Source organism: Microlunatus phosphovorus NM-1 (assembly GCF_000270245.1).
In the GTDB taxonomy this organism is placed as follows: Bacteria; Actinomycetota; Actinomycetes; order Propionibacteriales; family Propionibacteriaceae; genus Microlunatus; species Microlunatus phosphovorus.
Window position 1 is genome coordinate 871829 of sequence record NC_015635.1, and the last position, 23916, is coordinate 895744.

A 23916-nucleotide genomic window follows, 5' to 3' on the forward strand; every position below is an offset into this window, starting at 1 on the left:
CCAACTAGCGACGACCGCGGTGCAGGGCGACGATGCCGGTGGAGAGGTTTTTCCATTCGACCTGCTGCCAGCCGGCTTCCTCCATCAGCGCAGCCAGACCCGGCTGATCGGGCCAGTTGAGGATCGACTCAGCCAGGTATTCATAGGCCACCGGGTTGGATGACACGATCCGGGCCATGGTCGGGAGGGCCTTGACCAGGTAGTTGAGATAGATGACCCGGAAGGGGGTCCAGGTCGGGGTCGAGAACTCACACACCACCAGCCGACCACCGGGCTTGGTCACCCGGCGGAGCTCGGTCAGCGCGGCCACGGTGTCGGAGACATTGCGTAGGCCGAAGGAGATGGTCACCGCGTCGAAGCTGGCGTCGGCATACGGCAGCTGCAGCCCGTCACCGGCGACGAAGGACAGCCACGGGCTGCGCCGCTTGCCGACGGTCAGCATGCCCAGCGAGATGTCGGTGGGTACGACGAAGGCTCCGGCGGCGGCGAACGGCTCACTGGAGGTACCGGTCCCGGCGGCCAGATCCAGCACCCGATCACCGGGCTGCGGGTCGACCGCCTCGAGCACCAACTTGCGCCAGGCCCGGTCCTGACCGAGGGACAGCACATCGTTGGCGAGGTCGTAGCGTTCGGCGACCCGGTCGAACATCGCCGCCACCTCGGACCGGCCCTTCTCCAGGCTCGCACGGGTGCCGAGAATCTCTTTATCAACCTGACTTTTTGTCATGACAGCCACCGAGTCTGGCACGAGTTGCCGACTCGTGGATGTGGAGGAGCTGACTTGGGCTACCTCGTAGCTTCCACATCCAGCCAGGTTCGGCCATCAGGAGACAGCCGATGCGTGCGTTCGACCTGGTCGCCGGCGAGAGTGAATGACTTGGCGCCCGGAGGTCTGATCGTGAGAACGTCACGCTCCGTGCCCGAATACCAAGGGATCTCGAGGTGCCACGACACGTCATACTTTGCGGCGGCCACCCTCAGGATCAGCGTCTCAGACTCGGCGTCGGACACCACCAGCGGGAAGGACATCGCGGGGAACTCGCGGATGCCGTCGCTCCCCGGAGTGGGCACCGCTTCTGGTGTCTTGCTGTCGAGGTCGATCTGGAAGGAGCGGGGCTCATAGCCGCCGCCGCACCCCATCATCAGGTAGTAGTGGTCCCTGGCGCTGGCCGGTGCGGCGGAGTCGATGACAACGCGAAGCTCGTCGAGGACTACTGCTTGGGCGGATCTGCCTTGGATACGGACTTCCAACTCGGTGCTGACGACAGCTATGAGTCCCGCCCGTCGGATCCACAGGTCCACCTCGCCGGGGCTCAGCTGATCGTTCGCGGCCGCGGGGGTCGGCACCCCTCCTCGCCCGGTGAGCCGGCCATATCCCTGGCAAGAAAGTGCTGGTCCGGGAAACGGTTCCACTGTGGCGTTCAGCAGCGCACTGGCCGGGGAGATCGCGTTACGCACTCGATGCCATCCGCCGACGGCCATACTGATGACGATCGCGGCGATGATGGTCGCTGCTACTCCGGACAGAAACGGGTGCTCGATGACAAGCTTCACCTTGTTGGCGCGCTCGACCGGCGAGGATCCGTTGGAGTTGGGTGGGCGCGTCATGAGGGCCTCTTTCGTCCGAGGTATGAATTCTGTCTCGTACGAGGGTCATCAAACAGGCGCCAGTGTCCGCCACTGGTCGCGTACCGAAGGACACCGCAACGGCGAGGCAGAATCGCAGTCATGGCCAAACGCACCACCGTGCTCAAGGTGTCCGGACTGAAGCGCGCCTTCGGTCCGCACACCATCTTCGACAAATTCAGTCTCGAGGTACGGGCGGGTGAGGCCATCGCGCTGACCGGGCGCAACGGCGCCGGCAAATCGACCCTGCTGCGCTGCCTGGTCGGCGCGGATCGGCCCGACGACGGCACCATCGAGGTGCTCGGCACCCCGATGTCGGAGACCTCGCCGGAGATCCGTCGCAATGTCGCTACCGTCATCGACGACCTCGATTTCTTCCCCGACCTGAGCGTGGTCGAGCATCTCGACCTGTTGGCACGGGCGCACGGCTACGAGAATCCGGATCCGATGGTGGACGAGGTGCTGGACGAGGTGCAGTTGGTCCCGCAGGCGGGGCAACTGCCGGGCACCCTGTCCTCGGGCCAGCGTCGCCGGCTTGCGCTGGCCACCGCGTTCGTCCGGCCGCGCAAGCTGTTGATCATGGACGAGCCGGAGCAGCGGCTCGACACCGAAGGCGTGGCCTGGCTGTCCAAGCGGCTCCAGGCCGAGCGCAAGAGCGGGCTCGCGATCGTCTTCGCCAGCCACGAGCCGTCGCTGGTCGAGTCGGTGGCCACACGTGTCGTCCGGCTCGGCGCGCCGGCATGAGCACGTACGAGGGCACCGGCGACGCCGAGTTCGAGTCGTATCCAGCTCACCACGACGCCGGGTTCGAGGGTGACGAGGAGCCCGCCCACCTGGTGGTGCCGCCGGCCGCCGAACTGAAGGGGATGGTCCGGCACTGGCGCAAGGGCCGCGCCACCCGCAACCTCTGGGAGGCGTTCTCCGACGCCTACATCGCCGTGATCGCCGCGCTGATGATCGGCGGTGCGCTGGTCAATGTGGTCATTCGCGCCCAGCGCGCGGTGTCCGGCTGCACGACCGAGTCCTGCCTCTCCGCCCGGACCGTGCTGCCCTGGGCAACGCTGGCGTTGTCGATCGCCCTGGCGCTGGCGGTGGCGCGCCTGTTCGGACCGGTGCTGGCCTCGGCCGCCGAAGGCTTCTGGCTGTTGGACACGCCGGTCAAGCGGTCCCGGCTGCTTGGTCCGCGGCTGGCCGCGGCGCTGGTGGTGGCCCTGGTGCTCGGCGGCCTGATCGGCGCGGCGATCGCCGCGCTCACCGGCGGCGAGGCGGTGGTCATCGTGGCCTGGTCCGCGGCGACCGCGCTGGCCGCGACCGCCTCGGTGGCCGGTGCGGCCGCTCAGCAAGGCGCCGAACGCCGTCGTATGACCCAGTTCGTCACCTATCTGTTCGCGGTGCTCGGCGTGGCCGCGCTGGTGGTCGTGATCGGCATCGCGGCCGGCTGGTTCAGCCTCGGTATCACCGCCGATGTCGATGCGGAGATCGGGTACGCGGTCATTGCCGTCGCGTTGGTGCTGTTGCTGGTCAACGGGGTGCTCGCCGTGCTGCGTCTGGGCCGGATCCGTCGTACCCGGCTGACCAGCGGTGGCGCCCTGGTCAAGGGGATCTCCGGGGCGTTCTTCGCGCTCGACTTCGGTCTCGCTCGTGACATCGTCGTGGAGCGTCGCGCGGTCGCCGTCGGCTCGGTGAAGCCGAAACGTGGCCACGGGCTGGGACGGCAGGCGCTGGTATGGCGAGAGTGGCAGCGGTTGCAACGATTCCCGCAACCGTTGTTCATGCTCGCGGTCACCCTCATCGTGCCGTACGCCTGCGATGCCCTGGGACTGGCCACGTTGACCCCGGTGATCGCCGGACTGGCGCTGTTCGGCGCCGCCGTGCCGCTGCTGGGCGGGCTCCGAGTGCTCACCAGGACCGGTGGACTGCAACGCTGTCTGCCGTTCTCCTTGTCCCAGTTGAAGATCTCCGCAATCACCGTGCCCGCCATCCTGGTTGCTGTCTGGGCCGCGCTGACCATGCCTGCCTATCTCGGGTTCGGGGACGGGGCGACCAAGCACCCGATCGACGTGGCGATCGTGATGTCACTCGCGACCGCGGCGGCCGGACTGCTCGGCGCGATCCGCTGGATTCAGGCCAAGGGCCCCGACTTCAGCGCGCCGATGATCTCGACTCCGTCAGGGGCTTTCCCGCCGGGGCTGATGACCAACGTCTTCCGTGGCTTCGACGTCTGCCTGATCGCCACCGCGCCGATGCTGCTCGGGTTCTCCCCGTTGTGGTCGCTGGCGATCTGTGCGATCGCCGCCTTGATCCTGCTGAACTCGATGGACGCCGAGTCGATCCGCGCCAAGCAGGCCGAGCAGCAGCGTGAGCTGGAACGGGCGAAGAAGCAGCGCGAGGCGGCCGCGGCGGTCGATAAGCAGCGCAAGCGCTAGGAGTGCGAACGTCTGAGATGCCCGCCGGTGTGCTGAGGAGGAGCGGGGAGAGGCGTTCTTCCTCTCCTTGCGACGACGAAGTAGCCGGCTTGTGGGCGTCTCAGTGAGCACGACCATTCAACTAGGAGCACGACCTGCTACGCATAGGGATAGGTTGACCGACGTGGTGACCACCGCCGATCCGAAGCCGCCGCGGCTCTATGCCCGCACGACCGAGATCGACGATCCCGGTCCGCTGGTCGGATTGCTGCCGGAGCAGGACGCGTACGCCTGGGTGCGGCGCGGCGAAGGCATGATCGGCTGGGGCGAGGTGGCGCGCTGCAAGCCGGCCGACATCGCCGACGCCGAGCAGTGGTGGACCGGACTGGTCGCCCAGGTCGTCTCGGTCAGCTCGCTGGAACACATCCCCGGGTCGGGTTTCATGGCCTTCGGGAGCTTCGTGTTCGATCCGTCGAACTCTTCAGCACGCTCGACCCTCGTGGTGCCGCGCACGATCCTCGGCCGCCGTCAGGGCCGCTGCTGGCTGACCCAGATCGGCACCTCGTTCGTCCACGAAGGGTTGGCGTCGACCTCCAGCCCACCGCGCGCACCACGGAATGTGTCGTACGCCGACGGCGGGCTCACCGGCCCGCGATGGGAGGCGGCGGTGGCCGAGGCGGTGCAGCGGATCACGGCCGGTGAGCTGGAGAAGGTGGTGCTGGCGCGCGATCTGGTCGCTCGGGCCGAGGAGCCGATCGATGCGCGGTGGATCTTGGCTCGATTGGCGGAACGGTATGAGCGGTGCTGGAGCTATCTGGTCGACGGATTGGTCGGCGCCACTCCGGAGATGTTGCTCCGCCGGGAGAACGGGCTGGTCACCTCGCGGGTGCTTGCCGGCACGATCCAGCGCAGCGGCGACAACGTCCGCGATCTCGCGCTGGCCGCGGCATTGGGCCGCTCCAGCAAGGACCTGGAGGAGCACGAGTACGCCGTGGCCTCGGTCGCGGATGCGCTGGCGCCGTACTGCTCAGGGATGAACGTGCCCGATGCGCCGTACGTCCTGGAGCTGCCGAACGTGCTGCATCTGGCGACCGATGTGACCGCGGTCGCCGGGCCGGAACGCACCTCACTGGGTTTGGCGGCGGCGTTGCATCCGTCGGCCGCGGTGTGCGGCACCCCCACCGAGACCGCCCGGCGGACCATTGCCGAGCTGGAGCACCTGGACCGGGAGCGCTATGCCGGCCCGGTCGGTTGGATCGATGCCCAAGGCGACGGTGAATGGGGGATCGCGCTGCGCTGCGGACTGATCGACGACACCGATCCCCGACAGATCCGCCTGTACGCCGGCTGCGGGGTGGTCGCCGGCTCCGATCCCGAGGCGGAACTGACCGAGTCCAACGCCAAGCTGGTCCCGATGCGCGATGCCCTCGGCTGAGGAGGGCCACGGCGTCGACGGGCTGGCGGTGATCGTGCTGGCGGGTGGGGAGTCGCGACGGTTCGGCAGCGACAAGCTTGTTGCATACCTTGATACTCGGACCCTGCTGGAGCATGCGCTGGACGGGATCCCGGCGGATACGCCAATTGCCGTCGTCGGACCGGAGCGGCCGCTCTCCAGAGCTGTCACCTTCCTGCGTGAGGATCCACCAGGTGGCGGGCCGGCAGCCGGACTGGTCGCCGGCCTGCAGTGGGCGCTCGGTCGGCACGCGAGCGTGATCGCGACGCTGCCCGGAGATGCCCCGGCCGGTGGTCGCGCCGCCCTTCAACTCGTACGAGCGCTCACCGCCAACCCTGACCAGCGTTCTCCGTCAGTCGACGGAGAACGTGGCGTTGCGACTGACCCCGAGGCCGTGGTGGCGGTGGATGCGGAGGGGCGGGAGCAGGTGTTGCAGCTTGCTTTGCGCCCGAACGTCGCCGAAGCGCTGATCGAGCTGGCGGGACCGGGTGCCGGACACGGTGAATCCGTACGCCGCCTGCTGCACCGACTGCCCCGATCCCCACGCCAGGTCGAGCTGTCGGCCGACCTCACCAGTGACATCGACACCACAGCCCAGCTCAGAGCAAGGGGATAGGCGTCTGACGTCGTCGCGGACCCCGAGATCGGGGACAGGGCCACGGGTACGTTTCGCGCCCGCGGGCCACAAACGAACGGGGATCGGGCGGGCGCCGGGTCGTTTCGTGCCCGCGGGCCACAACGATCGCGGAAGAACCCCGCTATCGCTTCTCCTCCGCCTTGCCCGGCACCCACCTGGGCACCGCTCGCCACGGCCGCCGTTGGACACCACCCTCGCCGCATTTTCGCAACCAAAACGGCGCGTAATTCGTCACCGATTCGTTGCCTGGTAAGGGAAAACGTCCGAAACGCGGGCGTGGCCCCGCCTGCCTCGCCAAGGGCTCAAGGTCTAGGGTAGGTTCCGAGAGATCGTGAAGGTTTTCACGATCTCCCGTGAGTTTCGACCCCACCGAAGAACCCAGGAGGAGGACCGATGTCAGTCGAGGCCGACGTCCTCGTCGTTGGCGCCGGACCTGCCGGATCGGCGACCGCGACCCACTTGGCGCGGCGTGGACTCGACGTGGCATTGCTGGAGAAGTCGCAGTTCCCGCGCGAGAAGGTGTGCGGTGACGGCCTCACCCCGCGGGCGACTCGGCAGCTGATCCGGCTGGGCATCGACACCAGTGTCGAAGCGGGCTGGCTGCACAACAAAGGGCTGCGGATCTACGGCGGATCCACGACGCCGTTCGAGTTGCCCTGGCCCGAGTTGGCCGACTTCCCGTCGTACGGTCTGGTCCGGCCCCGCGCGGACTTCGACGACCTGCTGGCGCGCAACGCCGTTGCGGCAGGCGCGAAGCTCTATGAGCGGACCAATGTCAGTGGACCGATCATCGATGACACCACCGGCCGCATCGTCGGCGTGACCACCAAGAACGGTGACACCTTCAAAGCCCCGCTGGTGGTGGCCGCCGATGGCAACTCCACGCGGCTGAGCCTGGCGCTGGGCCTGACCAAGCGGGACGATCGCCCGATGGGTGTCGCGGTGCGCACCTACTACCGCAGCCCACGGCACATCGACGACCACCTGGAGTCCTGGCTGGAACTGTGGGCCGGCAAGCCGGGCGAGAGCGACCTGTTGCCCGGCTACGGCTGGATCTTCGGGATGGGCGACGGCACCTGCAATGTCGGTCTCGGGGTGCTCAACACCTCCTCGGCATTCGGCAAGACCGACTACAAGGACCTGCTCAAGCGCTGGCTGGACAACACTCCCGAGGAGTGGGGTTTCCGCGACGAGAACATGACCACCAAGGTCAGTGGCGCAGCGCTGCCGATGGGCTTCAACCGGCAGCCGCACTACGTCAACGGGCTGCTGCTGGTCGGCGACGCCGGAGGCATGGTCAACCCGTTCAACGGTGAGGGCATCGCGTACGCGATGGAGTCGGCCGAGTTGGCTGCCGACGCGATCGCCGAGGCGCGCTATCGCGGGATCGGCACCTCCAGCGCGGAGCGGGCCCTGCAGGGCTACCCGACCCAGTTGAAGGCGCAGCTCGGCGGCTACTACACCCTCGGCAACATCTTCGTGAAGCTGATCGGCAACCCGAAGGTGATGGGCATCTGCACCAAGTACGGGCTGCCTCGCAAGACCTTGATGCGCTTCACCCTCAAGCTGTTGGCCAATCTGCACGACAGCCGGGACGGGGACGCCATGGACAAGATCATCAACGCGCTCTGCAAGCTGGCGCCGGCGGCGTGATCGAGATGACGAACCTAACGCGAGGGCAGGCATGACCGTGATCGGATGGACAGGAGTGATCTCGTGAGTCCCTACTTCGGCATCGTGGTCATGCTGGCGATCGCTGCGGCGTTCGTCGGCTTGACGGTGCTCACCTCGATCCTGGTGGGCCCGGGGCGCTACAACCGCGCCAAGTACGACTCGTACGAGTGCGGCATCCAGCCGACCCCGCAGCCGCTCGGTGGCGGCCGGTTCCCGGTGAAGTACTACATCACCGCGATGCTCTTCATCATCTTCGACATCGAGATCGTCTTCCTCTATCCGTGGGCGGTCTCCTTCGATCAGATGGGCATGTTCGCCCTGGTCGAGATGGTGCTGTTCGTGATCACGGTGTTCGTGGCCTACCTCTACGTGCTGAAGCGCGGGGGACTGGAATGGGACTGACGATGAGCGAGATGACCCTTCACTTACGGGCCGAGCGCCTGCCTGCGGACCTGAAGGAGAGGAGCTGACATGGGCCTGGAAGAGAAGCTCCCTTCGGGCGTCTTGTTGACCACCGTCGAGGGCCTGTTCGGCTATATGCGCAGTGCGTCGTTCTGGCCGGCCACTTTCGGGCTGGCCTGCTGCGCGATCGAGATGATGACCTACGGCGCCCCCCGCTACGACGCGGCTCGCTGGGGTCAGGAGGTGTTCCGCGCCTCGCCGCGACAGGCCGACCTGATGATCGTCGCCGGCCGGGTGAGCCAGAAGATGGCCCCGGTGCTGCGCCAGATCTACGACCAGATGCCCAACCCGAAGTGGGTGATGGCGATGGGCGTGTGCGCCAGCACCGGCGGCATGTTCAACAACTACGCGATCGTCCAGGGTGTCGATCACATCGTCCCGGTCGACATGTATCTGCCGGGCTGCCCGCCCCGACCGGACATGCTGGTCGACGCGATGTTCAAGCTGCGCGAGAAGGTCGCGCACCGCCCGATCGGCCCGAACGAGATCGCTGCCCACGAGGCCGCCGAGCAGGCTCAGTTGCATGCTCCGGCGGCGCACGAGATGAAGGGGCTGCTGCGGTGAGCGACGAGACTCCTGCACCCGAGGACACCAACGGGGCGGTCGTCCCGCAGAGCGACGCCGTCGAGACCTCCCGGCCCACCTCGGAGGTGATCGAGGTCCGGCACGGCATGTTCGGCGCGCACGGCACCGGCGACACCTCCGGTTTCGGTGGCCTGACCAAGGTCATCGAGTTCCCGGCCGCCTCCCAGCCACCGTTCGGTGGTTGGTGGGATCAGGTCAACGACCGGATCGGTCAGCTGGTGTCGAACTACTCCGACGTGATCACCAAGGTGGTCATCCACCACGGTGAGATCACCTTCCACGTCGATCGGCGACATCTCGCCGAGCTGGCCCAGCACTTGCGGGATGACGCACATCTGAGGTTCGAGCTCTGCAGCAGCGTCTCCGGGGTGAACTATCCCGAAGATGCCGGCGCCGAGCTGCATGTCGTCTACCACCTGACGTCGATGACCCACAACCGGCGGATCCGGCTCGAGGTCAGCTGCCCGGACTCGGATCCGCACATCCCGTCAGTGGTTCGGACCTACCCGACGGCGGACTGGCAGGAGCGAGAGACGTACGACATGTTCGGCGTCATCTTCGACGGCCACCCGGCGCTGACCAGGATCTTGCTGCCGGACGACTGGCCCGGCCATCCGCAGCGCAAGGACTACCCCCTCGGGGGCATCCCGGTGGAGTACAAGGGCGCGAGCATTCCGCCCCCGGACCAGCGGAGGTCATATTCATGAGCGCGACAAGTGTGAACACAGACCCCTACGGCGCCTTCTCGAACGATGAGGCGGAGGGGCAGGTCTACACCGTCACGGGGCAGGACTGGGACTCTCTGGTCGCCGAGCAGGCCGAGCGTGGCGACGGGCACATCGTGGTCAACATGGGGCCGCAACATCCCTCGACCCACGGCGTGCTCCGGCTGATCTTGGAGATGGAGGGTGAGACGGTCACCGAGGCCCGCTGCGGCATCGGCTACCTGCACACCGGCATCGAGAAGAACATGGAGTACCGCACCTGGACCCAGGGTGTGACCTTCTGCACCCGGATGGACTACCTGTCGCCGTTCTCGCAGGAGGTCACCTACTGTCTGGGCATCGAGCGGCTGCTCGGCATCGAGGACGAGATCCCGGAGAAGGCTGACGTCATCCGGGTGCTGATGCTGGAGCTCAACCGGATCTCCTCGCACCTGGTCTGCATCGCCACCGGTGGGATGGAGATCGGCGCCCTCACGGTGATGACCATCGGGTTCCGGGAGCGCGAAGTGATCCTGGACATGTTCGAGTTGATCACCGGACTGCGGATGAACCACGCCTACATCCGTCCGGGTGGCGTGGCCCAGGACCTGCCGCCCGACGCGCTGCCGAAGCTGCGTGACTGCGTGGCCTGGATGCGCAAGCACCTGCCCGAGTACGCCGACCTCTGCAACGCCAACCCGATCTTCATCGGTCGGCTGGACGGCGTCGGTTACCTCGACCTCGCCGGCTGCCTGGCGCTGGGTATCACCGGCCCGCCGTTGCGTGCCACCGGCTACGACTGGGATCTGCGCAAGAAGCAGCCGTACTGCGGGTACGAGACCTACGACTTCGAGGTCCAGACCTGGGACACCTGCGACGCCTACGGTCGCTTCCGGCTCCGGCTGAACGAGATGTGGGAGAGCTGCAAGATCATCGAGCAGTGCATCGACCGGCTGGAGAAGATGGAGGGCGCTCCGGTCATGGTGGCCGACCCCAAGATCGCCTGGCCGGCCCAGCTGTCGCTCGGCAGCGACGGGATGGGCAACTCCAACGAGCACATCAAGCACATCATGGGCGAGTCGATGGAGGCGCTGATCCATCACTTCAAGCTGGTCACCGAGGGCTTCCGGGTCCCGCCGGGTCAGGCGTACGTGCCGATCGAGAGCCCCAAGGGTGAGATCGGCGCCCATGTCGTCTCCGACGGCGGAACCCGGCCGTTCCGGGCCCACTTCCGTGACCCCAGCTTCGTCAACCTGCAGGCGATGCCGGCGCTCTGCGAGGGCGCCATGATCTCCGATGTGGTGGTGGCCGTCGCGAGTCTCGATCCGGTGATGGGAGGAGTCGACCGATGAGCGGTCAGAACGGGCACTTCAAGAGCCATTTCGATCAGCCGAGTATCGATCTGTCGGCCACCGACAGCGCGATCGACGAGACCACCATCGCCGAGCTGGAGTTGATCGCCGCCCGCTATCCGCAGTCGCGCTCGGCGCTGCTGCCGATGCTGCACCTGGTGCAGAGTGTCGACGGCCGGATCACTCCGCGGGGCATCGAGGTGTGCGCCGAGGTGCTCGGCATCACCACCGCCCAGGTCAGCGGCGTGGCGACCTTCTACACCATGTACAAGCGACGTCCGATGGGCAAGCATCACGTCGGCGTCTGTACGACTGCGCTCTGCGCGGTGATGGGCGGCGACGAGGTCTTCGCCACCCTGCAGGAGCACCTCGGGATCGGCAATGACGAGACCACCGACGACGGTGCGATCACCTTGGAACACCTGGAGTGCAACGCCGCCTGCGATTTCGCTCCGGTGATGATGGTCAACTGGGAGTTCTTCGACAACGCCACGCCGCAGAGCGCCTGTGCGGTCGTCGATGCGCTTCGCGCCGGCGAGGAGGTCACCGCGACCCGGGGGGCGCGGATCTCCAGCTGGCGTGAGGCCGAGCGGGTGCTCGCCGGTTTCTCCGACAACCGGGTCGACGAGGGCCCGGCCGCCGGTCCGGAGTCGCTGCTTGGACTGCAGATCGCCGAAGAGAAGGGTTGGACGGCACCACCTGCGCCGGCACCCGATGGTGACTCGAGGGGGGAGGAGAACCATGACTGACGTGCTGACCCCGGTGCTCAGTGCCAACTGGGGCGACGAGCGGGCGTGGAAGCTGCACAACTACGAGCGTCGTGGTGGTTACCAGGCGCTGCGCAAGGCGCTCGCGATGGAACCGTCCGCCGTGGTTGCGGAGGTCAAGGAGTCGGGGCTGCGCGGTCGTGGCGGCGCCGGCTTCCCGACCGGCATGAAGTGGTCCTTCATCCCGCAGAACAACCCGAACCCGAAGTACCTGGTGGTCAACGCCGACGAGTCCGAGCCGGGCACCTGCAAGGACATCCCGCTGATGATGGCCTCGCCGCACACGCTGGTCGAGGGCGTGATCATCGCCTCGTACGCGATCCGGGCCTCGCACGCGTTCATCTACTGCCGCGGTGAGGTGTTGCACGTGATCCGCCGCCTGCAGCAGGCGGTGCGCGAGGCGTACTCCGCCGGCTATGCGGGCAAGAACATCCTGGGCACCGGCTTCGATCTGGAGATCGTCGTGCACGCCGGCGCCGGCGCCTACATCTGTGGCGAGGAGACCGCGCTGCTCGACTCGCTCGAGGGTCGCCGGGGCCAGCCTCGGCTGCGGCCCCCGTTCCCCGCCGTGGCGGGTCTGTACGCCTGCCCGACGGTGATCAACAACGTCGAGTCGATCGCCTCGGTGCCCTGCATCATCGGCAACGGCGCGGAATGGTTCTCCTCGATGGGCACCGAGCGGTCCAAGGGGATGACGATCTATTCGCTGTCCGGACACGTGGCTCGTCCCGGACAGTTCGAGGCGCCGATGGGCATCACACTGCGGGAGTTGCTGGACCTGTCCGGCGGCATGCGCGAGGGGCACCAGATGAAGTTCTGGACGCCGGGTGGCTCGTCCGTACCGATGCTGACCGATGCGCACCTCGACATCCCACTGGACTACGAGGGCGTGGCGAGTGTGAAGTCGATGCTCGGCACCAAGGCGCTGCAGTGCTTCGACGAGACCACCTCGGTGGTCCGCACGGTGCTGCGCTGGACCGAGTTCTACAAACACGAGTCCTGCGGCAAGTGCACCCCGTGCCGGGAGGGCACCTGGTGGCTGGTGCAGATCCTCAAGCGGCTGGAGGCCGGCAAGGGCGAGGAGGGCGATATCGAGAAGCTCCTCGACCTGTGCGAGAACATCCTCGGTCGCGCGTTCTGTGCTCTCGGTGACGGTGCCACCTCCCCGATCACCTCGGGCATCCAGTACTTCCGGGAGGAGTTCGAGGCCGGGATGCACACCCCGGCCTGGGAGCTGTTCCCGTACGAGCGCAGTTCGATCTTCGTTCGGGAAGGAGCCTCGGCATGACTCTGTTGAATGGTCGCGCTCCGCGCTCCGCGGTCATGAGCTCCGCGAGGTCTCGCTCGTTCGTCGCGATTCTGTGCGACGACTCTGCTGCGTCAGCGCGCTTCACTCGCGGGCGCGTCGCCCAGAATCGCTCCTGCACTCCCGAGAGGCTCCGCTCATGACCGTGACAGCCAACTCAGGGCAGGACCTGGAGAAGCGCGAGGACCTGGTCACGCTGACCATCGACGATGTCGAGGTCAGTGTGCCCAAGGGCACCCTGGTGATCCGCGCCGCGGAGTTGATCGGAACGGAGATCCCACGGTTCTGCGACCACCCGCTGCTGGATCCGGTGGGTGCCTGCCGGCAGTGCATGGTCGAGGTGCCCGATGCCGGGAACGGACGCGGCTTCCCGAAGCCGCAGGCCTCCTGCACCCTCGAGGTCGCACCCGGCATGGTCGTCAAGACCCAGGTCACGTCGCCGGTGGCCGACAAGGCACAGCACGGGATCCTCGAGTTCCTGCTGATGAACCACCCGCTGGACTGCCCGATCTGCGACAAGGGCGGCGAGTGCCCGCTGCAGAATCAGGCGTTGTCCCACGGCTACGCCGAGACCCGGTTCCACGATGTCAAGCGGACCTACCCGAAGCCGATCAACATCTCGGCGAACGTCCTGCTTGACCGGGAGCGCTGCGTGCTCTGCGCCCGCTGCACCCGGTTCTCCGAGCAGGTGGCCGGCGACCCGTTCATCGCGCTGATCGAGCGCGGCGCGCTGCAGCAGGTCGGGATCTATGAGAAGGAGCCGCTGCAGTCCTACTTCTCGGGCAACACGATCCAGATCTGCCCGGTCGGTGCGCTGACCGGCTCGTCCTACCGGTTCCGGTCCCGGCCCTTCGACCTGGTGTCGGTGCCGAGCATCGCCGAGCACGATGCCTGCGGCTCGGCGATCCGGGTCGACTACCGGCGCGGTCAGGTGATGCGCCGACTGGCCGGCGACGACCCCGAGGTCAACGAGGAGTGGGTGACCGACAAGGACCGGTTCGCCTTCATGTACGGCCGGGGGACCGATCGACTGACCCGGCCGCTGATCCGGGACACCGCCGAGGACGGCAGCTCGGTGCTGCGCGCGGCCTCCTGGCCGGAGGCCATCGACGTCGCGGTGCGGGGACTGCGAGCGGCCATGAACCCGCCGGCAGATCCGGACGATCTGCAGGCGCGGCAGGCGAGCCCTGGCAGCCGGGTCGGCGTGCTCACCGGAGGTCGGCTGACGGAGGAGGACGCGTACGCGTACTCGAAGTTCGCCCGGGCCATCCTCGGCACCAACAACATCGACTTCCGTTCCCGTCCGCACAGCAGCGAAGAGGCGGACTTCCTGGCGCACGCGGTGGCCGGCACCGGCCTCGGCGTCACCTATGCGCAGCTGGAGCGGGCCAAGCGGGTGCTGCTGGTCGCCTTCGAGCCGGAGGAGGAAGCCGGAGCCATCTTCCTGCGGCTCCGCAAAGCGGTGCGCAGATGCGGCCTCCAGGTCGCGACCGTCGCGCCGTACCTGAGCAACGGCAACCACAAACTCAATGCGACACTGATCGCCACCTCGCCGGGTGCTGAGGCCGAGGCGTTGGCGGATCTGGGCGGACTGACCCCGGACGCGGAGACGATCATCCTGGTCGGCGAGCGCGCGGCGCTGTCCGGCGGCACGCTCACCGCGGTGAGCGACCTGGCCGAGCGCACCGGCGCCGGACTGGCCTGGGTGCCGCGTCGCGCCGGTGACCGGGGCGCGATCGAGGCCGGCTGTCTGCCGAATCTGCTGCCTGGTGGCCGCCCCGTCCTCGACGCCGCCGCGCGGGTCGATGTCGCAGCGACCTGGGGGAGCAGGAGCCTGCCGAGCGAACCGGGCCGCGACCTCGACGAGATGCTGCTGGCGGCCAGCGACAATGAGCTCGGCGCACTCATCGTGGCCGGCGTCGACCCGGGCGATCTGCTCGATCCGGAAGCCGCCCTCGAAGGCCTGGAGCAGGTCGGGTTCGTGGTCAGCATCGAGACCCGGGCCTCCAAGGTCACCGAGCGTGCCGACGTGGTGCTGCCGGTCTCCTTGATGGAGGAGCGCTCCGGCACCTTCGTCGACTGGGAGGGCCGGGAGCGCTCGTTCAACGCGGTGTTCTCCAAGCCGAGTTCGATGAGCGACCTGCGGGTGCTGGCCGCCCTGGCCGATGGTCTCGGCAAGCCGCTCGGGCTGCGGACCGCCGCTCAGGCCAGGGCCGAGCTGATCGAGCTGGGCGCCTGGACGGGCGATCGCGCCGCGGCACCGTCGGCCGGTCCGGCCGCTGCCGCCGTGCCCGGCGCCGGGGAGGTGCTGCTCGCCACCTGGCGGCTGCACATCGACCGCAGCTCGGCGGTCGCAAACGAGCCGTACCTGCTCGACACCGGGAAGCCGCCGGTCGCCATCCTCAGCCCGGACACGGCCGAGGCCGCCGGCATCGGCGACCGCGTCACGGTGAGCAACGACCACGGTTCGATCACCCTGCCGGTCGAGCTGGCCGTTGACATGGTGCCAGGCGTGGTCTGGCTACCGACCCGACCTCGCGGGCACGACGTCGCCGAGCACCTGGCGGCCGCAGCCGGCGATCCCGTACGGATCGAAGGGGCATGAGATGAACGACTGGTCTTTGGACTTGTTCTCGCACGACCCGTGGTGGCTGATCATCCTCAAGGCGGTCTTCGCCCTGGTCTTCCTGCTGGTCATGACCTTGTTCACGATCTGGTACGAGCGCCGTGTGGTGGCCTTCATGCAGCACCGCAAGGGACCGAACATGAACGGTCCGTTCGGTCTGCTGCAGTCGCTCGCCGACGGCATGAAGCTGATGTTCAAAGAGGACTTCACGCCGAAGAACGCGGAGAAGGTCGTCTTCATGCTGGCGCCGTTCGTGATGGCGATTCCCGCCGTCACGGTGTTCTGCGTGATCCCGATGGCCGGGCTGGTGCCGCTGCCGGGTGGCATGAGCACCCCGCTGCAGGTCACCGATCTGCCGGTCTCGGTGCTGTTCATCGTGGCGCTGGCCTCGATCGGCGTGTACGGCATCGTGCTGGCCGGCTGGTCCGGCGGCTCCACCTACTCCCTGCTCGGCGCGGTGCGCTCCAGCGCCCAGGTGATCTCGTACGAGATCGCGATGGGCCTGGCCCTGGTCGGGGTGTTCCTCTACGCGGGCTCGCTGTCGACCTCGGAGATCGTGGCCGCCCAGGCGGTGCCCAACTTCGAGATCTTCGGCATGCGCTTCCCGATGTGGTACTGCCTGATGCTCATCCCGTCCTTCGTGATCTACCTGATCTCGATGGTCGGCGAGACCAACCGGGCACCCTTCGACCTGCCGGAGGCCGAAGGCGAGTTGGTCGGCGGCTTCCACACCGAGTACTCCTCGATGCGCTTCGCCATGTTCTTCATGGCCGAGTACATGAACATGATCACGGTCTCGGCGCTGGCCACCACCTTGTTCCTCGGCGGCTGGCACGCGCCGCTGCCGTTCAACCTGATTCCCGGTCTGGATCAGGGTTGGTGGGGCTTGCTCTGGTTCACCATCAAGGTGCTGGGCTTCTTGTTCATCTTCATCTGGCTACGCGGCAGCCTGCCGCGGATGCGCTACGACCAGTTCATGAGCTTCGGCTGGAAGTATCTGATCCCGATCGCTCTGGTCTGGCTGATGGCCGTGGCCGCCTTCCGGATGGGCAACCGTGAGGGCTGGTTCTCCACCCCGGCCTTCTGGGTGGTCGCGGCAGTCATCTTGATCGTGCTGATCGTGTTCGCCTTCGTCGGCGGCAAGGAAGACAAGTCGCCGGTCGAGACCGTGCCGGACGGGCCCTTCGACGCCTTCGCCGGTGGCTTCCCGGTGCCCCCCCAGGGCAACCAACAGCTGCCGGAACTGGCTGACGTGCTCGTCGGTGAGGGCGAGGCCACCGAAACGACGACCCCCCGCCGTGCCGCCAGACCGATGCCCGCCCCAGACCGGGCGACCTCAGACCAGACGACCCGAGAGGAGCAGTCCTGATGGGAGTCTTCGACCCGATCGCCGGTTTCGGCGTGACGTTCAACACGATGTTCCGCAAGACGTTCACGCAGGACTACCCGGTTGCCCCGAAGGTGACCGCGCCCCGGTTCCACGGACGTCACCAGCTCAACCGCTGGCCCGACGGTCTGGAGAAGTGCGTCGGCTGCGAGCTGTGCGCCTGGGCCTGTCCGGCCGATGCCATCTACGTCGAGGGCGCCCAGAACACCGACGGCGAGCGCTACTCGCCGGGTGAGCGCTATGGGCGCGTCTACCAGATCAACTACCTGCGCTGCATCCTCTGCGGGTTGTGCATCGAGGCGTGTCCCACCAGGGCACTGACCATGACCAACGAATTCGAGCTGGCCGACGACACCCGGGCCAAGCTCATCTACGAGAAGTCCGAGCTGCTCGGCCCGCTGCTCCCCGGCATGGAGCCGGCCCCGCACGAACGCCGACTCGGACCGGACGAGCAGGCCTACTTCCTCGGGTTGCCCGGCAACGGCAAGCCCGACGACCGGGCGGGGGACATCAGCGGCTGGCGACCACCGGTCCCGAATCAGGGCATCAAGGGCTGGAACGAGCGAAAGCGCGCTGCCAAGGAAGCCGAGAAGCGGGAGAAGGCGAACCGATGACTGTGCTCATCCCGTTGGTGACGGGCCCCCAGGTGGCCTTCTGGCTGCTCGCGCCGGTGATGGTGCTGGCCGCGCTGGGCATCATCTTGTCCCGCAAGCCCGTCCATTCGGCCCTGTGCCTGGCGGTGGTGATGATCTCGCTGGCGGTGCAGTACGCCGCCCAGGACGCCCCGTTCCTGTTCGTGGTGCAGATCATCGTCTACACCGGCGCGATCTTGATGCTGTTCCTCTTCGTGCTGATGCTGATCGGCGTCGACGCGGCCGACTCGCTGGTGGAGACCATCCGCGGTCAGCGAGTGTGGGCTGTCGTCGGCGGGATCGGATTCGGCCTGCTGCTGGTCTTCGCGGTCGGCAACGCCGTAGTCGGTGATGCGGTGGGTCTGCAGGCGGCCAACACCGACCACGGCGGCAACGTGCAGGGGATCGCGGCACTGCTGTTCAAGCGGTACGTGTTCGGCTTCGAGGCCACCGCGGCCCTGCTGATCACCGCGGCGCTGGGCGCGATGGTGCTCGCCCACCGCGAGCGGCTGAAGCCCAAGAAGAACCAGATCGAGCTGGTCACCGAGCGGATGCAGAAGTACGCCGACTCCGGTCAGCACCCCGGCCCGCTGCCCAGCCCGGGTGTCTTCGCCCGGCACAACGGGGTCGATACCCCGGCGCTGCTGCCGGACGGCACCGCGTCGGAGCTGTCGGTCTCGGCCACCTTGAAGGCGCGCGGCACGGTGGCCGACATCAACGAGCTGTCCAGCCCGATCCGCCGGATCCTGGGCGAGATCGAAGACGAAGACGGTGGCGGGGGGCCCGACGACCTGCCGAATCCAGGCAGCCAGGGCCGCGACGTCGCTCGCAACGTTGGGCAATCCCGTACCGGCGGAGGGAGTGAGCACCAGTGAATCCCGACTACTACATCGGCCTGTCGGCGATCTTGTTCACGATCGGTTTGATCGGGTTCATGACCCGGCGCAACGCGATCGTCGCCTTCATGTGCGTCGAGCTGATGCTCAACGCGACCAACCTGTCCTTGGCCACCTTCGCCCGAGTGCACGGCGCGTTGGACGGACAAGTGGCGGCCTTCTTCGTCATGGTGGTTGCTGCGGCCGAGGTCGTGATCGGACTCGCGATCATCGTGGCGATCTTCCGAACCCGGCGCTCGGCCTCGGTCGACGACGCGAACCTGTTGAAGTTCTGAGGAGAGATCGGTGAACCTACTCGAGGTGGTCACCCCGGTCGCGGCCGAGGGACTCTTCTCCTACGCCTGGCTGCTGATCGTCATTCCGCTGGTCAGCGCAGGGATCCTGCTGCTGATCGGCAAGGCCGGCGACGCCTGGGCCCACGTGCTCGGCACGTTGGCGCCGATCGCGTCCTTCGTGATCGGGCTGGGCATGTTCGTCCAGCTGCTGGGCCGCGAGGAGAGTGCGCGCGCTGTCGGCGTACCGCTATATACCTGGATCGCCTCCGGCGACTGGAGCATCAACGTCGGTCTGCTGATCGATCAGCTGTCGATCATGTTCGTGCTGCTGATCACCGGTGTGGGCAGCCTGATCCACATCTATTCGATCGGCTACATGGCGCATGATCCGCGCCGCCGCCGGTTCTTCGCCTTCCTCAACCTCTTCGTCGCCGCCATGCTGCTGCTGGTGGTGGCCGACAACTACCTGGTGCTGTTCGTCGGCTGGGAAGGCGTGGGCCTCGCCTCGTACCTGCTGATCAGCTTCTGGCAGCACAAGCCGTCGGCGGCGGTCGCCGGCAAGAAGGCTTTCGTCGTCAACCGGGTCGGTGACATCGGCATGGCACTTGCCGTGATGCTGATGCTGGCCTCCTTCGGCTCCTCGGCCTTCGTCGACGTCAATCACGGTGCCGCTTCGATGCCGCCGACCATCGCCACCGCGATGGGTCTGCTGCTGCTCCTCGGCGCCTGCGGCAAGTCGGCTCAGGTGCCGCTGCAGTCCTGGCTGTTGGACGCGATGGAGGGCCCGACCCCGGTGTCGGCGCTGATCCACGCGGCCACCATGGTCACCGCCGGCGTCTATCTGGTCACCCGCTCGTTCGCGGTCTTCGAGCAGACCGAGACGGCAGCCACGGCTGTCGTCGTGGTCGGCACGGTGACGCTGCTGGCCGGTGCGTGGATCGGCTGCGGCAAGGACGACATCAAGAAGGTGCTGGCCGGCTCCACCATGAGCCAGATCGGCTACATGATGCTGGCCGCGGGCATCGGCCCTGCCGGCTACGCCTTCGCGATCTTCCACCTGCTCACGCACGGCTTCTTCAAGGCCAATATGTTCCTCGGCGCGGGCTCGGTGATGCACGGCATGAACGACGACGTCGACATGCGGCACTATGGAGCGCTGTCGAGGGTCATGCCGATCACCTTCTTCACCTTCGCCGCCGGCTATCTGGCGATCATCGGCTTCCCGTTCTTCGCCGGCTTCTACTCCAAGGACCACATCATCGAGGCCGCCTTCGAACGCAGCGCGTTCGTCGGTGCGCTGGCGATGCTCGGCGCCGGTGTGACCGCGTTCTACATGACCCGGCTGATGCTGATGACCTTCCTGGGCAAGAAGCGCTGGTTGAAGGGCGTGCATCCGCACGAGTCGCCGCTGGTGATGACGGTGCCGCTGATCATCTTGGCGATCATGTCCTTCGCCGGTGGCCTGGTGCTGAACAACTGGATCGGTGGCTGGCTGAATCCGGCGTTCGGCATCGCGCACGCCGAGGGTCACGCGCCGAGCCTGCTGCATGTCACCCCGGTCGGGATCGCGACCATGGCACTGGTGGCAGCCGGCATCGCGGTGGCTTTCGTGGTCTTCGGCCCGCGCAAGGACATCCCGAGCACGGCGCCGGAGAGCCGGTCCCCGTTCACCCTCGCGGCCCGCAACGACCTCTACGGTGACGCCTTCAACGAGGCCGTGTTCATGCGGCCGGGCCAGGCGCTCACCGACGGGCTGCTGCGGGTGGAGGACGACGGCATCGACGGAGCCGTCAACGGCACCGGCTCGGTGGTCTCCCAGATCGCCGGGCAGCTACGCAAGGTTCAGAACGGATTCGTGCGTTCGTACGCGCTGACGATGGTCCTCGGGGCCGTCGTCGTCGGTGCGGTCATCGCGCTCGGACGGCTCGGCTGAGGAAGGAATGACAGTGTTTCCCTGGTTGACTGTCCTGGCTCTGCTGCCACTGGTCGGCGCGGCGCTCTTGATCTTCATCAAAGGCAGCGCCGCGAAGTCGCTCTCACTAGCGGTCTCCGTGCTCGCCTTCGCGGTGTCGCTGGGTGTGCTGTTCGGGTTCCAGCCCGGCGGCGGCATGCAGTTCAACGAGCAGGTCACCTGGATCAAGCCCTTCGGTGTCCACTACGCCCTCGGCGTTGATGGCATCGGGCTGACCCTGGTGCTGCTGGTCACCTTCGTGACCCCGCTGGTGATCCTGGCCAGCTGGAACGACTTCGACGGTGGTAAGGCTGCTTGGATCGCCTCCGGCAATCAGGCGGCACCCGCGCCCAAGTACGACGCCCGGGTCTTCTTCGCCTTGGTGCTGGTGGTCGAGAGCCTCTCGCTGTTCGTGTTCACTGCCACCGACGTGTTCATGTTCTACGTCTTCTTCGAAGCCATCCTGCTGCCGATGTACTTCCTGATCGGCGGCTTCGGCGGTGCTCGCCGCTCGTACGCCGCAGTGAAGTTCCTGCTCTTCGGCCTGCTCGGCGGATTCGTGATGCTGGCCAGCGTGGTCGGGCTGTATGTGCTCTCGGCCCGGGCCGGTGAGCCGAGCTATCTGCTCTCCGACCTCAGCCAGCTGGACATCGCCACCGGCACCGGTCGCTGGCTCTTCGTCGGCTTCATGTTCGCGTTCGCCATCAAGGCGCCGATGGTGCCGTTCCACACCTGGCTGCCCGATGCGGCGGAGGAGTCCAATCCCGGTGGGGCGACCATGATGGTCGGCCTGATGGACAAGATCGGCACCTTCGGGATGATCCGCTTCTGCCTGGGTCTGTTCCCGGAGGCGTCCCAGTGGGCGACACCGGTGGTCCTGGTGCTGGCCGTGATCTCGATCCTGTACGGCGCCATCGCCGCGATCGGCAGCCGGGACCTGATGCGGCTCATCGCGTACACCTCGATCAGCCACTTCGGCTTCATGGTGATGGGCATCTTCGCCTTCACCACCCAATCGATGGTGGGCTCGACGTTCTACATGCTGAACCACGGGCTGTCGACCGCCTTGTTGTTCCTGATCGTCGGCTACTTCATCAAACGGCGTGGCTCGCGCGATGTGTTCGCGTTCGGTGGTGTGCAGACGAACACCCCGGTCGCCGCTTCGCTGTGGATGTTTGCGGCACTGGCCACATGTTCGCTACCCGGTCTGTCGACGTTCGTCTCGGAGTTCATGGTGCTGGCCGGCACCTTCAGCCGGCACCCGGCTTTCGCCGCGGTGGCCACCGTGACCATCGTGTTGGCCGCGCTCTACATGCTGCTGATGTACCAGCGCACCATGACCGGACCGGTCACACCCGAGGTGGAGCGGACCGTCACCGACGACCTGAGCGGTCGGGAGCGATTGGCCATCGCGCCGCTGGTCATCCTGGTCTTGGTGCTGGGCTTCTTCCCGAAGCCGATGCTCGACGTGATCGAGCCGGCGGTGCAGGCCACAATGCAGCACGTCGGAGTGAGCGACCCGCAACCGTGGGTCACGGCGGAGGGGGGTCGCTGACATGGAAATCACCGCACCCAGCATCGAATACGGGCTGTTGATGCCCTTCATCCTGGTCTTCGCGGGCGCCTGCCTGGGAGTCCTGGTCGAGGCGTTCGTGCCTCGCGGCAGTCGCCGAGGCGCGCAGCTGACCATCGTCTACGCGTCGATCGCCGCCGCGTTGTTCATGACCTTGAAGAACTGGGCCGGGCAGCCGGCGAAGGTGGCGGCCGAGGGATCGGTCGCGATCGACGGTCCGACCTACTTCATGTGGGTCATCCTGCTGATCTTCGGCGCGATCTCGTTCCTGTTGATCGCGGACCGGACCGCGGAGAACGGCGCGAGCATCTTCGCACCGCAGGCGGCCGCAGTGCCGGGCACTGCTGAGGAGGACGAGGCCGTCAAGGCCGGTGTCGAGCACACCGAGGTCTATCCGCTGGCGCTGTTCGCCCTGGCCGGCATGATGCTGTTCCCGGCGGCCTCGGACCTGATCACCATGTTCTTGGCACTGGAGGTCTTGTCGCTGCCGCTGTACATCCTCTGCGGACTGGCTCGCCGGCGGCGGCTGCTGTCCCAGGAGGCCTCGCTCAAGTACTTCCTGCTGGGCGCGATGTCGTCGGCGATCTTCCTGTACGGCGCGGCTCTGCTCTACGGCTACGCGGGGTCGTTCGACTTCGCCGCCATCGACGCCGCGCTGCGGGGCGGCAGCTCGGAGTCCAAGCTGCTGCTGGCCGGGATGGCGCTGGTCGGGATCGGACTCCTGTTCAAGTTCGGCGCCGTGCCGTTCCACTCCTGGACCCCGGACGTGTACGTCGGAGCGCCGACCGCAGTCACTGCCTTCATGGCGTCCTGCACCAAGATCGCCGCCATCGGTGCCCTGATGCGACTGTTCTACGTCGCGCTCGGCGCGGACCGTTGGGACTGGCAGCCGCTGATGGCGATCATCGCGGTGGCCACCATGGCTGTCGGCTCGATCGTGGCGATCAGCCAGACCGACGTGAAGCGGATGCTGATCTACTCCTCGATCGCGCACGCCGGCTTCTTGATGACCGCGTTCGTGGGTGCCTCGCAGCTGATCTCCGGTGGCCGGCCGAACGGGCTGACCAGTGTCTCCGCGGTGATGTTCTATCTGGTGGCGTACGGCGCGGCGACCATCGGCGCGTTCGCCGTGATGACCTTGGTCCGAGACCCCAGCGGAGAGGCGACCCAGCTGTCCAGCTGGGTGGGCCTGTACCGGCGCTCGCCGGCCGCGGCCGTGGTCTTCACCCTGTTCCTGCTCAGCTTCGCCGGGATCCCGCTGACCAGCGGCTTCATCGGCAAGTGGGCCGTGTTCGCGACCGCCTGGAACGGCGGCGCGGAGTGGCTGGTCGTCACGGCGGTGGTGATCAGCGTGATCGCCGCGTTCTTCTACGTCCGGGTGATCGTGCTGATGTTCTTCGCGGTGCCGGAGGCTGGCCCGGTGAAGGTGATCAAGCCGGGCACCGGAACGCTGGTGGCGGTCGGCATTGCGGTGGTCGCCACGGTGGGTCTCGGACTGTTCCCTGGTCCGGTGCTCGAACTTGCGCAAATGGCCGGAGAGTTCGTCCGCTGAGTCACAATAGGGTCCTCACTCGTTCGATGGTCGAGCGGGGCGGCTGAGGATCG

21 protein-coding genes are annotated in these 23916 nt (G+C 67.0%); 19 read left to right on the forward strand and 2 right to left on the reverse strand.

Annotated features, from left to right (window positions below):
* Window positions 1-4: 4 nt before the first annotated feature.
* Window positions 5-727, reverse strand: a complete 723-nt coding sequence (locus tag MLP_RS03840; RefSeq protein WP_013861692.1) for a demethylmenaquinone methyltransferase — start codon at window positions 725-727, stop codon at window positions 5-7.
* A gap of 59 nt (window positions 728-786) precedes the next feature.
* The gene (locus tag MLP_RS03845; protein WP_013861693.1) at window positions 787-1608 is read right to left on the reverse strand and encodes a hypothetical protein; all 822 of its coding nucleotides are present in this window, start codon (window positions 1606-1608) and stop codon (window positions 787-789) included.
* 120 nt (window positions 1609-1728) lie between these two features.
* Between MLP_RS03845 and MLP_RS03850 the strand changes: the two genes are divergently transcribed.
* From MLP_RS03850 to nuoN, 19 genes are all read left to right on the forward strand, one after another.
* The gene (locus tag MLP_RS03850; protein ID WP_013861694.1) at window positions 1729-2370 is read left to right on the forward strand and encodes an ABC transporter ATP-binding protein; all 642 of its coding nucleotides are present in this window, start codon (window positions 1729-1731) and stop codon (window positions 2368-2370) included.
* Complete coding sequence (locus tag MLP_RS03855; protein WP_013861695.1) at window positions 2367-4052, forward strand: DUF6297 family protein; 1686 nt, start codon at window positions 2367-2369, stop codon at window positions 4050-4052. The genes MLP_RS03850 and MLP_RS03855 overlap by 4 nt, the downstream gene beginning before the upstream one ends.
* A gap of 154 nt (window positions 4053-4206) precedes the next feature.
* Complete coding sequence (locus MLP_RS03860; protein WP_013861696.1) at window positions 4207-5466, forward strand: isochorismate synthase; 1260 nt, start codon at window positions 4207-4209, stop codon at window positions 5464-5466.
* Window positions 5453-6100, forward strand: a complete 648-nt coding sequence (gene mobA, locus MLP_RS26015) for a molybdenum cofactor guanylyltransferase (RefSeq protein WP_013861697.1) — start codon at window positions 5453-5455, stop codon at window positions 6098-6100. The genes MLP_RS03860 and mobA overlap by 14 nt, the downstream gene beginning before the upstream one ends.
* Window positions 6101-6514: 414 nt before the next feature.
* Window positions 6515-7774, forward strand: a complete 1260-nt coding sequence (locus MLP_RS03870; RefSeq protein ID WP_013861698.1) for a geranylgeranyl reductase family protein — start codon at window positions 6515-6517, stop codon at window positions 7772-7774.
* Between the two features lie 45 nt (window positions 7775-7819).
* A complete protein-coding gene (locus tag MLP_RS03875) occupies window positions 7820-8197 on the forward strand; it encodes an NADH-quinone oxidoreductase subunit A (RefSeq protein ID WP_013861699.1) in 378 nt (125 codons plus the stop codon).
* A gap of 69 nt (window positions 8198-8266) precedes the next feature.
* Window positions 8267-8821 carry a NuoB/complex I 20 kDa subunit family protein gene (locus tag MLP_RS03880; protein WP_013861700.1) on the forward strand — a complete coding sequence of 185 codons (555 nt, stop codon included), beginning with the start codon at window positions 8267-8269 and terminating at the stop codon, window positions 8819-8821.
* Window positions 8818-9549, forward strand: coding sequence for an NADH-quinone oxidoreductase subunit C (locus MLP_RS03885; protein ID WP_013861701.1), 732 nt, complete (start codon window positions 8818-8820; stop codon window positions 9547-9549). The genes MLP_RS03880 and MLP_RS03885 overlap by 4 nt, the downstream gene beginning before the upstream one ends.
* On the forward strand, window positions 9546-10898 hold the full coding sequence (locus tag MLP_RS03890) for an NADH-quinone oxidoreductase subunit D (RefSeq protein WP_041789698.1): 1353 nt from the start codon (window positions 9546-9548) through the stop codon (window positions 10896-10898). Before MLP_RS03885 ends, MLP_RS03890 begins: the two co-directional genes overlap by 4 nt.
* On the forward strand, window positions 10895-11647 hold the full coding sequence (gene nuoE, locus MLP_RS03895) for an NADH-quinone oxidoreductase subunit NuoE (protein ID WP_013861703.1): 753 nt from the start codon (window positions 10895-10897) through the stop codon (window positions 11645-11647). The genes MLP_RS03890 and nuoE overlap by 4 nt, the downstream gene beginning before the upstream one ends.
* Window positions 11640-12953 carry an NADH-quinone oxidoreductase subunit NuoF gene (gene nuoF / locus MLP_RS03900; protein WP_013861704.1) on the forward strand — a complete coding sequence of 438 codons (1314 nt, stop codon included), beginning with the start codon at window positions 11640-11642 and terminating at the stop codon, window positions 12951-12953. Before nuoE ends, nuoF begins: the two co-directional genes overlap by 8 nt.
* A gap of 157 nt (window positions 12954-13110) precedes the next feature.
* A complete protein-coding gene (locus tag MLP_RS03905) occupies window positions 13111-15576 on the forward strand; it encodes an NADH-quinone oxidoreductase subunit G (RefSeq protein WP_013861705.1) in 2466 nt (821 codons plus the stop codon).
* Between the two features lies 1 nt (window position 15577).
* Window positions 15578-16966 (forward strand): NADH-quinone oxidoreductase subunit NuoH, encoded by a 1389-nt coding sequence (gene nuoH, locus MLP_RS03910; RefSeq protein WP_013861706.1) that lies wholly within the window; start codon window positions 15578-15580, stop codon window positions 16964-16966.
* Complete coding sequence (gene nuoI, locus MLP_RS03915) at window positions 16966-17598, forward strand: NADH-quinone oxidoreductase subunit NuoI (protein ID WP_013861707.1); 633 nt, start codon at window positions 16966-16968, stop codon at window positions 17596-17598. The genes nuoH and nuoI overlap by 1 nt, the downstream gene beginning before the upstream one ends.
* Window positions 17595-18491, forward strand: coding sequence for an NADH-quinone oxidoreductase subunit J (locus MLP_RS03920; RefSeq protein WP_013861708.1), 897 nt, complete (start codon window positions 17595-17597; stop codon window positions 18489-18491). Before nuoI ends, MLP_RS03920 begins: the two co-directional genes overlap by 4 nt.
* The gene (gene nuoK / locus MLP_RS03925) at window positions 18488-18787 is read left to right on the forward strand and encodes an NADH-quinone oxidoreductase subunit NuoK (protein WP_013861709.1); all 300 of its coding nucleotides are present in this window, start codon (window positions 18488-18490) and stop codon (window positions 18785-18787) included. Before MLP_RS03920 ends, nuoK begins: the two co-directional genes overlap by 4 nt.
* Before the next feature lie 10 nt (window positions 18788-18797).
* On the forward strand, window positions 18798-20720 hold the full coding sequence (nuoL, locus tag MLP_RS03930) for an NADH-quinone oxidoreductase subunit L (protein WP_013861710.1): 1923 nt from the start codon (window positions 18798-18800) through the stop codon (window positions 20718-20720).
* Window positions 20721-20727: 7 nt separating this feature from the next.
* Window positions 20728-22293, forward strand: coding sequence for an NADH-quinone oxidoreductase subunit M (locus MLP_RS03935; protein ID WP_041789700.1), 1566 nt, complete (start codon window positions 20728-20730; stop codon window positions 22291-22293).
* Window position 22294: 1 nt separating this feature from the next.
* Window positions 22295-23863 (forward strand): NADH-quinone oxidoreductase subunit NuoN, encoded by a 1569-nt coding sequence (gene nuoN / locus MLP_RS03940; RefSeq protein ID WP_013861712.1) that lies wholly within the window; start codon window positions 22295-22297, stop codon window positions 23861-23863.
* Window positions 23864-23916 lie beyond the last annotated feature (53 nt).